Consider the following 3,264-nt stretch of genomic DNA (forward strand, 5'->3'; position numbering starts at 1 on the left):
CCCTGACCCGCCCCCGCCCCGGTCACGCCGACCTGGCGGGGATGCAGAAGTACGGGTTCGACGAGGCCCGGCCGATCCTGGAGCGCGCCTCGGCGCGGGAGACCGCGGCCCGGGTGGCGCTGGGCACGGTGGCCCGTTCCCTGCTGGCCGAGATCGCCGGCATCGCGATCGTCAGCCACGTCGTGGAACTGGGCGCGGCCCGTGCCCCGGGCGGGGTGCTGCCGGGCCCCGACGACACCGCGCGGCTGGACGCCGACCCGGTGCGCTGCGCGGACCCCGGGGCGAGTGGGGCGATGGTCGAGGAGATCGACCGCGCGCACAAGGACGGCGACACCCTGGGCGGGGTGGTCGAGGTGCTGGCGTACGGCGTGCCGGTGGGGCTGGGCTCCCACGTGCACTGGGACCGCCGGTTGGACGCCCGCCTGGCCGGGGCGCTGATGGGTATCCAGGCGATCAAGGGCGTGGAGGTCGGCGACGGCTTCGAACTGGCCCGGGTACCCGGTTCCGAGGCGCACGACGAGATCGTGCCCGGCGAGGACGGCATCCGTCGGGCCTCGGGACGCTCGGGCGGCACCGAGGGCGGCCTGTCCACCGGTGAGTTGTTGCGGGTGCGGGCGGCGATGAAGCCCATCGCCACCGTGCCGCGCGCCCTGGCCACGGTGGACGTGACCACCGGGGAGCCGGCCCGGGCCCACCACCAGCGTTCGGACGTGTGCGCGGTGCCGGCCGCCGGGATCGTGGCCGAGGCCATGGTGGCGCTGGTGCTGGCCGACGCGCTGATGGAGAAGTTCGGCGGCGACCACGTGGTGGAGACCCGTCGCAACCTGCGCGGCTACCTCGACGCCCTGGCGATCCGGTGACCGCCGCCGACCACCCCGACCGGCCCGACCGGCCCGACCGGCCCGACCGGCCCGACCGGCCCGACCGGCCCGACCGGCCAGATCGGCCCTCCGAGGGGCCGCGGGTCATCCTGGTCGGCCCGCCCGGGGCCGGGAAGTCCACCGTGGGCGCGCTCCTGGCCGAGCGGCTGGGGGTCGCGCTGCGGGACACCGACGCGGACGTCGCCGAGCGGGCCGGCCGGAGCGTCGCGGACATCTTCGTCGACCACGGCGAGGAGCACTTCCGCGAGCTGGAGGCCGCCGCGGTCGAGAACGCGGTGCGCGAGCACCCCGGGGTCCTCGCCCTGGGCGGGGGCGCGGTGCTGCGCGAATCCACCCGCAGGCTGCTGACCGGCCGCCCCGTGGTCTTCCTCGACGTGGCCCTCGCCGACGCCGTGCGGCGGGTGGGCCTGGACACCGCGCGCCCCCTGCTGGCGGTCAACCCCCGGCAGCAGTGGCGCACCCTGATGGAGCACCGCCGGCCGCTGTACACCGGGGTGGCCCGGGTGGTCGTGGCCACCGACGGCCTCACCCCCGAACAGGTCGCCGACGCCGTTCTCGACGCATTGGAGCCCACCCGCGCATGACCGCCGACCAGTCGCCGGCCGCCCCCATCCGCCTGACCGTCGGCGGCAGCGCCGGCACCGCCCCCTACGACGTGGTGATCGGGCGCCGCCTGCTCGGGGAACTCCCCGGGCTGCTGGGCCCCGAGGTCCGCCGGGTGGCGGTGATCCATCCCGAGGCCCTGGACGAGACCGGGCAGGCGATCCGCGCCGACCTCGCCGAGCAGGGCCTGGAGGCGGTCGCCGTCCAGGTGCCCAACGCCGAGGACGCCAAGAGCGCCGAGGTCGCCGCCTACTGCTGGTCGGTGCTCGGGCAGTCCGGTTTCACCCGCACCGACGCGATCGTCGGCGTGGGCGGCGGGGCCACCACCGACCTGGCGGGCTTCGTCGCGGCGACCTGGCTGCGCGGGGTGCGCTGGGTGGCGGTGCCCACCACCGTGCTGGGCATGGTCGACGCGGCCGTCGGGGGCAAGACCGGTATCAACACCGCCGAGGGCAAGAACCTGGTGGGGGCCTTCCATCCCCCGACCGGGGTGCTGTGCGACCTGGCGGCGCTGGACTCCCTGCCCGGCCACGAGTACGTCGCCGGGCTGGCCGAGGTGGTCAAGGCCGGGTTCATCGCCGACCCCACCATCCTCGACCTCATCGAGGACGATCCCGCCGGGGCCCGCACCCCCGCCGGCCCGCACACCGTGGAGCTGATCGAGCGCTCCATCCGGGTCAAGGCCGACGTGGTCGCCGGTGACCTGCGCGAGTCCGGGCGTCGGGAGATCCTCAACTACGGCCACACCCTGGCCCACGCCATCGAGAAGAACGAGCGCTACCGCTGGCGGCACGGGGCCGCGGTCTCCGTCGGCCTGGTCTTCGCCGCCGAACTGGCCCGGATCGCCGGCCGGCTCGACGACGCCACCGCCGACCGCCACCGCAGTGTCCTGGAGTCCCTCGGCCTGCCCCTGACCTACCGCGGCGACCAGTGGCCCCGACTGCTGGAGACCATGCGGGTGGACAAGAAGTCGCGCGGCGACCGGCTGCGCTTCATCGTGCTGGAGGGCCTGGCCCGCCCCACCGTGCTGGAGGCGCCCGACCCGGCCCTGCTGCTGGCCGCCCACGCGGAGATCGCCGAATGAGCGCCCCGGACACCCGCCGCGTGCTGGTCCTCAACGGTCCCAACCTCGGGCGCCTGGGTTCCCGGGAGCCCGATGTCTACGGCTCGGTCTCCTACGCCGATCTGGTGGAACGCTGCACCGCCCTCGGGCGGGAGCTGGGCCTGGCGGTCGAGGTGCGGGAGACCAACGACGAGGGCGAGATGATCCGCTGGCTCCACGAGGCCGCCGACGGCCGGCTTCCGGTGGTCCTCAACCCCGGCGCGTTCACCCACTACTCCTACGGGATGCGGGACGCCGCCGCCCAGCGCACCGCCCCGTTGATCGAGGTGCACATCTCCAACCCCCACGCCCGCGAGTCCTTCCGGCACACCTCGGTGGTGGGGGCGGTGGCCTCCGGCACCATCGCCGGCTTCGGCCCGGACTCCTACCTGCTGGCCCTGCGCGCCCTCGCCGGACAGGACGCGCGCCCCCGGTCGACCACCGGCGGCTGAGCCCCGGGCCGGCGCCCCGACCCGGCCCGGCCCGGCGAACCCGCGGGACCGGCCGGGAACCCCGGGGGGTGCTCCGGACGTCCCCTCCGGGAGGGCTGCCGTCGGCCCTCCCCACCCCGACACCCGAGGGACCGGAGCGCCCGCCGGTCCCGCACGCGACACCACGGAGCGACAGCGGATGCATCACCCCGGAGGGGTCCCGGGCCCCCCTTTCGCCCCGAACGGC

The 3,264-nt window shown here is 75.9% G+C and carries 4 protein-coding genes; all 4 read left to right on the plus strand.

The genetic code is table 11. The features are described 5' to 3' along the window. Positions 1 to 860: chorismate synthase (gene aroC / locus FOE67_RS20790; protein WP_182666361.1), on the plus strand; the 860-nt coding region annotated here is incomplete at its 5' end. A gap of 107 nt (positions 861 to 967) precedes the next feature. After that, complete coding sequence (locus FOE67_RS20795; RefSeq protein WP_323385181.1) at positions 968 to 1,465, plus strand: shikimate kinase; 498 nt, start codon at positions 968 to 970, stop codon at positions 1,463 to 1,465. Continuing rightward, complete coding sequence (gene aroB / locus FOE67_RS20800; RefSeq protein WP_182666363.1) at positions 1,462 to 2,568, plus strand: 3-dehydroquinate synthase; 1,107 nt, start codon at positions 1,462 to 1,464, stop codon at positions 2,566 to 2,568. Before FOE67_RS20795 ends, aroB begins: the two co-directional genes overlap by 4 nt. Beyond that, positions 2,565 to 3,038, plus strand: a complete 474-nt coding sequence (gene aroQ / locus FOE67_RS20805) for a type II 3-dehydroquinate dehydratase (RefSeq protein WP_182666364.1) — start codon at positions 2,565 to 2,567, stop codon at positions 3,036 to 3,038. Before aroB ends, aroQ begins: the two co-directional genes overlap by 4 nt. Positions 3,039 to 3,264: the final 226 nt, after the last annotated feature.

Origin of the sequence: Streptomyces calidiresistens, from assembly GCF_014141525.1 — a bacterium.
GTDB classification, from domain to species: domain Bacteria; phylum Actinomycetota; class Actinomycetes; order Streptomycetales; family Streptomycetaceae; genus Streptomyces; species Streptomyces calidiresistens.